Raw genomic sequence first — 5,827 nt, 5'->3', positions numbered from 1 at the left:
GCGTCTACACGAAGTCGAACGAAGTACCGCGCGTACTCGGCGGCCTCGGCAGCGCGATCATCTCGACGTCCAAAGGCATCATCACCGACAAGGAAGCCCGTCAAGGGAAAGCCGGCGGCGAAGTCCTTTGCTACGTCTGGTAATTTAAAGCGACAAGTTAGGAGGTGTACCAATGTCCCGTATCGGACGCAAACCCATCCAGGGGCCAAACGGCGTGAACGTGAACCTGGACAACAACGTCATCACGGTCAAGGGCCCGAAGGGCACGCTGAGCCGCGAACTGCATAAAGACATGAAGCTGGTCGTCGAAGAAGGCGTCATCAACGTCGAACGTCCTTCCGACAACAAAGAACACCGCGCTCTGCACGGCACGACGCGCTCCGTCGTCGCCAACATGGTAAGCGGCGTTACCGAAGGCTTCGCCAAGAACCTTGAGCTTGTCGGCGTCGGTTACCGTGCCAGCAAGCAAGGCGAGAAGCTCGTCCTGAACGTCGGGTACTCGCACCCGGTCGAATTCCTGGCAGCAGGCGGCATCGAGTTCGACGTGCCGGCTCAGAACCGCATCACGGTTCGCGGCATCGACAAGGAAGCGGTCGGCGCGATCGCAGCGAAGATCCGCGAAGTCCGTCCGCCGGAGCCGTACAAGGGCAAAGGCATCAAGTACGAAGGCGAACGCATTATCCGCAAGGAAGGCAAAGCCGGCAAGAAGAAGTAATGAAGGGCGGCAACGAGCCGCTTAAGATATGGCACTCGGCCGGCACACGGCGATCCGTTGCCTGAGACCGGTCGAATAGCGAAGCGAGAAGGGAGTGAACCCCGGAATGATTACCAAAGGCGACAAGAACAAGGCCCGTCTGAAGCGTCACCTGCGCGTGCGCAAGAAGATCAGCGGCACGAACGAACGTCCCCGCCTCTCCGTGTTCCGTTCTTCCAAGCATATCTATGCGCAGCTGATCGACGACGTCAAGGGCGTGACCCTGGCATCGGCATCCACGCTGGATAAGGAAATCGGCGAGATCGGCAACGGCGGCAGCGTCGAAGCGGCTGCTAAGGTCGGTCAACTGGTGGCAGAACGCGCTAAGGCGAAGGGATACGAGAGCATCGTATTCGATCGCGGCGGCTACCTGTACCACGGACGCATTCAAGCACTGGCAGACGCGGCTCGCGAAGCTGGTCTTCAGTTCTAATATTACGCAAACAAGGAGGTTAACGACTTGCGTGTAGATCCTAATACCCTGGAACTTACCGAAAAAATGGTCCAGATCAACCGCGTTTCCAAAGTCGTCAAGGGCGGTCGTCGCTTTAGCTTCAGCGCTCTTGTCGTCGTAGGCGACGGCAAAGGTTGGGTTGGCGCGGGCATCGGCAAAGCCAGCGAAGTACCGGACGCAATCCGCAAAGGCGTCGATGACGCTAAGAAGAACTTGATTTTCATTCCGCTTGTCGGCAAGACGATTCCGCACGCCGTTACGGGACACTTCGGCGCCGGCAAAGTGCTGCTGAAGCCGGCATCCGAAGGTACGGGCGTGATCGCGGGCGGGCCTGTCCGCGCTGTACTCGAACTGGCCGGCGGCGGCGAGATTTTGACGGAATCGCCGGGATCCTCCACCTCGATGAACATGATCAACGCGACGTTGGAAGGTCTGTCCCGCCTGAAGCGCGCCGAAGACGTAGCCAAGCTCCGCGGCAAAACCGTGGAAGAGCTGTTGGGTTAAGGAGGGGTTAAAATGGCGAAATTGCAGATCACCCTCAAGCGCAGCTTGATCGGCCGTCCTGAGAACCAACGCCAAACCGTCAAGTCGCTGGGCCTAGGCAAAGTGAACTCGACGGTTGTCAAAGAAGACAATGCGGCGATCCGCGGCATGGTTAACACCGTTAGCCACCTGATCTCCGTCGAAGAAGTATAAGGCTATATAGCCAAAAGCAAGGCAAATCAATCAAGGAGGTGCGACGAACGATGAAATTGCATGAACTTTCTCCTGCAACTGGATCCAAGTTCAGCCGCAAACGCGTCGGTCGCGGCATCGGCAGCGGCATGGGCAAGACGTCCACGCGCGGCCATAAAGGCCAGAACGCTCGTTCCGGCGGCGGCGTACGCCCCGGCTTCGAAGGCGGTCAAAACCCGTTGTACCGCAGACTCCCGAAGCGCGGCTTCAACAACGACCGTTTTGCTACGGAATACGCGATTGTTAACCTGGATCAACTGAGCGGATTCGCAGCCGGCACGGAAGTAACGCCGGAACTGCTGCTCTCCGAAGGGATCGTAAAGAACCCTAAGGACGGCATCAAGATTCTGGGCAACGGCGAGCTGACTGCAGCTATCTCCGTTAAAGCCCACAAGTTCTCCAAATCCGCTGCTGAAAAAATCCAGGCCGCCGGCGGTAACTCCGAGGTGATCTAATGTTCGCTACCGTGAGCAACATCTGGAAGGTCGAGGACCTTCGCAAGAGGATCCTATTCACGCTTTTCATACTGCTCGTCTATCGTGTCGGCTCCTTTATCCCGGTGCCGAACATCGACAAGAGCGTGCTCGAACAGGCCAATCAGCAAAGCAATGAGCTGTTCGGCCTGCTCAATACGTTCTCCGGCGGCGCGCTGTTCCAGTTCTCGATCTTCGCGCACGGGATCGTGCCGTACATTACGGCGTCGATCATCGTGCAGCTCCTCTCCATGGACGTCATTCCGAAGCTCGCGGAGTGGGCCAAAGAAGGCGAGATCGGCAAGCGCAAGTCGGCGCAGTTAACCCGTTACCTGACGATTGTCCTCGGTTTGATCCAAGCTTTCGCGACCTCGATCGGCTTCAACCGGATCTACAGCGCGAAGATGGTCATCGATCCGTCGCCGGCGACCTATATCCTGATCGCCATCGTGCTTACGGCCGGTACGGCCTTCCTGATGTGGCTCGGCGAGCAGATCAACGAGAAGGGCATCGGCAACGGCATCTCGATTCTGATGTTCGCGGCGATCGTCTCCCGAATTCCGACGTATATCCAAGAGATCTATCAGGACCAATTCGTGAACGGCGACCAGATCTTCTGGGCCGTCCTGAAGATGGTCATCATCCTGATCGTGATTCTGCTGATCATCGTCGGCGTTATCTTCGTCCAGCAGGGCGTTCGCAAGATTCCGGTCCAATACGCCAAGCGCGTAGTCGGCCAGAAGATGTACGGCGGCCAGTCGACGCATATCCCGCTTAAGGTTAACGGCGCTGGCGTCATCCCTGTCATCTTCGCTTCGTCGCTCCTGATGTTCCCGATCACGATCGCCCAGTTCTGGGCCGGTCACACTTGGGCCAACTGGATCATCAGCCATCTGTACTACGACAAGCCGCTCGGTATGGTATTCTATATCTTGCTGATTGTCGGGTTCACCTTCTTCTACACGTTCGTACAGTTCAACCCGCAACAGCTGGCGGACAACATGAAGAAGAACGGCGGCTACATCCCAGGCATTCGCCCGGGCAAGCCGACGGCAGGCTACCTGATGAGAGTCATCACCCGCATCACCCTCGCCGGGGCGCTGTTCCTGGCTGTCATCTCGATTCTTCCCGTCATCTTCGGCTCCGCCTTCGGCCTTCCGAAGTCGGTTCAGCTGGGCGGCACGTCGCTGCTGATCGTCATCGGCGTCGCGCTCGAGACGATGAAGCAGGTCGAGAGCAACCTGATCAAGCGTCACTACAAGGGGTTCATCAATAAGTAAGCTCAGTTTCAACAGCTTCAAAATGAGGGACATTCAGGAGGTACGGCAATGAACATCCTGTTTATGGGTCCTCCTGGGGCCGGCAAAGGCACGCAGGCGGAACGCATCGTCGATTCGTTCGGCGTGCCGCACATCTCGACCGGCGACGCATTCCGTCTGGCGATGAAGGAAGGCACCGCGCTTGGGCAGGAAGCCAAGAAGTACGTGGACCAAGGCCTCCTCGTGCCGGACGAAGTCACCAACGGCATCGTCAAGGACCGTCTGTCCCTGGCCGACTGCGACAAGGGGTTCCTGCTCGACGGCTTCCCCCGCACGCTAGCGCTGGCCGAAGCGCTTGACGAGATTCTCGCCGGACTCGGCAAGAAGATCGATCACGTCGTCAACCTGAAGGTGGATCGCGATCGTCTGCTCGCCCGCCTGACGGGCCGACGGATCTGCCGGACCTGCGGCGCTACGTATCACGTCCTGTTCAATCCGCCCCAAGTCGAGGGCGTATGCGACAAGGACGGCGGAGAGCTGTATCAGCGCTCCGACGATACGGAGGAGAAGGTCGGTACCCGGCTGGATGAATACACGAGCAAGACGGCTCCGCTGCTTGCCTACTACGAAGGCAAAGGGCTGCTCCGAGAAGTGGACGGGGAGAAGGACATCGACGCGGTTACGGCCGATATTTCCTCCCTCCTCAGAGGGTAACCGGCCATGATCGTGTGCAAGTCCGAATCGGAACTGAACTTGATGAGACGGGCCGGAGAGATCGTCGCCAAGACGCATCAGCTCATGCGTGAAGCTGTGCGTCCGGGCGTGACGACCGCCGAGCTTGACCGGATCGCCGACGCGTACATCCGCAGTCAGGACGCGGTTCCGTCTTTCAAAGGCTACAACGGTTTTCCATCCAGCATTTGCGCATCGGTCAACGAAGAACTGGTGCACGGCTTCCCCGGTCCCCGGGTGCTTCAAGAGGGCGATATCATCAGCATCGACATCGGCGCGCAGTACAAGGGCTACCACGGCGATTCCGCCTGGACCTACGGCGTCGGCGCCATCTCGGCGGACGCGCAGCGTCTGCTCGAGGTGACCGAAGCCTCGCTGTATGCGGGCCTTGCGCTCGTGAAGCCGGATGTCAGGCTGTTCACGGTGTCACACGGCATCCAGAAGGTGATCGAAGAGGCGGGCATGTCGGTCGTGCGGGAATACGTCGGACACGGTGTCGGACGCGAACTTCACGAAGAGCCGCAAATTCCCAACTATGGCGTGCCCGACCGAGGGCCGCGTCTGAAGCCGGGCATGGTGCTCGCCATCGAGCCGATGGTGAACCTGGGCTCGCGCTACGTGCGGACCCTCTCGGACAACTGGACGGTCGTGACGGTGGACGGCTCGCTGTGCGCGCACTTTGAGCACACCATCGCCGTAACCGAGGACGGGTTCGAGAATCTGACCCGTACGGAAGACTAGGCGGCGGCTATGACGGAGACGTCAGCGCTGTCGCCCGGGGAAGTCGTGAGAAGCCGCCGCGGCAAAGACGAAGGTCAGCTGGCGGTGGTCATCGCCCTAGCCGACGAGCGATTCGCGATCGTCGCCGACGGCGACAAGCGCCGGTTCGACCGGCCGAAGCGCAAAAACGTGCTGCATCTCGAATCGGTCGGCATCGTGAGCGACGAAGTCGCAAGCAGCATTCGGGACACCGGACGCGTGACCAACGGCAAGCTCAGGCATGCCGTCGTCACTGCCATGAGGCGGCTCGAAGCGCATGCTGAAGAGAAAGGAGAATGACGGTGGCCAAAGAGGACGTAATCGAAGTGGAAGGCGTGGTCGTCGAACCGCTGCCGAACGCGATGTTCAGGGTGAAGCTCGAGAACGGCCATGAGATTCTGGCTCATGTCTCCGGCAAGCTGCGGATGCACTTCATCCGGATCCTGACGGGCGACAAGGTCGTGATCCAGCTCTCGCCGTATGATCTGACGCGAGGCCGCATCACTTACCGCAAATAGTTCTTCCGGTCTACCGAACCACACGTGACGGCAGCATGACGCGCATCCGCGCAGCAGCGCCGCCGCACACTTTAGGAGGCTATTACCATGAAGGTGAGACCATCGGTCAAACCCATTTGCGAAAAATGCAAAGTTATTAAGTC

At 59.1% G+C, this 5,827-nt stretch carries 12 protein-coding genes; all 12 read left to right on the top strand.

Features of this window, described 5'->3' with window-relative positions:
* Nucleotides 1-143 (top strand): 30S ribosomal protein S8 (gene rpsH, locus KVT38_RS32970; RefSeq protein WP_217597979.1); only part of this gene is annotated, 143 nt, incomplete at its 5' end.
* A gap of 29 nt (nucleotides 144-172) precedes the next feature.
* Nucleotides 173-715 carry a 50S ribosomal protein L6 gene (gene rplF, locus KVT38_RS32965; RefSeq protein WP_217597977.1) on the top strand — a complete coding sequence of 181 codons (543 nt, stop codon included), beginning with the start codon at nucleotides 173-175 and terminating at the stop codon, nucleotides 713-715.
* A gap of 106 nt (nucleotides 716-821) precedes the next feature.
* The gene (rplR, locus tag KVT38_RS32960; protein ID WP_217597976.1) at nucleotides 822-1,187 is read left to right on the top strand and encodes a 50S ribosomal protein L18; all 366 of its coding nucleotides are present in this window, start codon (nucleotides 822-824) and stop codon (nucleotides 1,185-1,187) included.
* Nucleotides 1,188-1,214: 27 nt separating this feature from the next.
* Nucleotides 1,215-1,712: a 30S ribosomal protein S5 gene (rpsE, locus tag KVT38_RS32955; RefSeq protein WP_217597975.1), complete on the top strand. Its 498-nt coding sequence runs from the start codon at nucleotides 1,215-1,217 to the stop codon at nucleotides 1,710-1,712.
* Between the two features lie 12 nt (nucleotides 1,713-1,724).
* A complete protein-coding gene (rpmD, locus tag KVT38_RS32950; protein ID WP_217597974.1) occupies nucleotides 1,725-1,904 on the top strand; it encodes a 50S ribosomal protein L30 in 180 nt (59 codons plus the stop codon).
* A 50-nt stretch (nucleotides 1,905-1,954) separates the two neighbouring features.
* Nucleotides 1,955-2,398, top strand: a complete 444-nt coding sequence (rplO, locus tag KVT38_RS32945; protein ID WP_090117897.1) for a 50S ribosomal protein L15 — start codon at nucleotides 1,955-1,957, stop codon at nucleotides 2,396-2,398.
* Nucleotides 2,398-3,696: a preprotein translocase subunit SecY gene (gene secY / locus KVT38_RS32940; RefSeq protein ID WP_217597973.1), complete on the top strand. Its 1,299-nt coding sequence runs from the start codon at nucleotides 2,398-2,400 to the stop codon at nucleotides 3,694-3,696. Before rplO ends, secY begins: the two co-directional genes overlap by 1 nt.
* A 48-nt stretch (nucleotides 3,697-3,744) precedes the next feature.
* Nucleotides 3,745-4,389: an adenylate kinase gene (locus KVT38_RS32935; protein ID WP_217597972.1), complete on the top strand. Its 645-nt coding sequence runs from the start codon at nucleotides 3,745-3,747 to the stop codon at nucleotides 4,387-4,389.
* A gap of 6 nt (nucleotides 4,390-4,395) precedes the next feature.
* Entirely contained in the window at nucleotides 4,396-5,148 is a 753-nt protein-coding gene (map, locus tag KVT38_RS32930) for a type I methionyl aminopeptidase (RefSeq protein ID WP_217597971.1), read from the top strand.
* Between the two features lie 9 nt (nucleotides 5,149-5,157).
* Entirely contained in the window at nucleotides 5,158-5,466 is a 309-nt protein-coding gene (locus KVT38_RS32925; RefSeq protein WP_217597970.1) for a KOW domain-containing RNA-binding protein, read from the top strand.
* Between the two features lie 2 nt (nucleotides 5,467-5,468).
* Complete coding sequence (gene infA, locus KVT38_RS32920) at nucleotides 5,469-5,684, top strand: translation initiation factor IF-1 (protein WP_090117962.1); 216 nt, start codon at nucleotides 5,469-5,471, stop codon at nucleotides 5,682-5,684.
* Nucleotides 5,685-5,771: 87 nt separating this feature from the next.
* Nucleotides 5,772-5,827 (top strand): 50S ribosomal protein L36 (rpmJ, locus tag KVT38_RS35675; protein WP_217597978.1); only part of this gene is annotated, 56 nt, incomplete at its 3' end.

The organism is Cohnella sp. GbtcB17, from assembly GCF_019091135.1.
In the GTDB taxonomy this organism is placed as follows: Bacteria; Bacillota; Bacilli; order Paenibacillales; family Paenibacillaceae; genus Cohnella.
The sequence above is the reverse complement of the archived record's forward strand: the minus strand, read 5'-3'. Positions and strand labels throughout refer to the sequence as shown.

Coding starts and splice junctions, on each gene's coding strand:
- rplO (WP_090117897.1), top strand. CDS start 1,955: ATGAAATTGCATGAACTTTCTCCTGCAACTGGATCCAAGTTCAGCCGC.
- KVT38_RS32925 (WP_217597970.1), top strand. CDS start 5,158: ATGACGGAGACGTCAGCGCTGTCGCCCGGGGAAGTCGTGAGAAGCCGC.
- KVT38_RS32935 (WP_217597972.1), top strand. CDS start 3,745: ATGAACATCCTGTTTATGGGTCCTCCTGGGGCCGGCAAAGGCACGCAG.
- secY (WP_217597973.1), top strand. CDS start 2,398: ATGTTCGCTACCGTGAGCAACATCTGGAAGGTCGAGGACCTTCGCAAG.
- rplR (WP_217597976.1), top strand. CDS start 822: ATGATTACCAAAGGCGACAAGAACAAGGCCCGTCTGAAGCGTCACCTG.
- rplF (WP_217597977.1), top strand. CDS start 173: ATGTCCCGTATCGGACGCAAACCCATCCAGGGGCCAAACGGCGTGAAC.
- map (WP_217597971.1), top strand. CDS start 4,396: ATGATCGTGTGCAAGTCCGAATCGGAACTGAACTTGATGAGACGGGCC.
- rpmD (WP_217597974.1), top strand. CDS start 1,725: ATGGCGAAATTGCAGATCACCCTCAAGCGCAGCTTGATCGGCCGTCCT.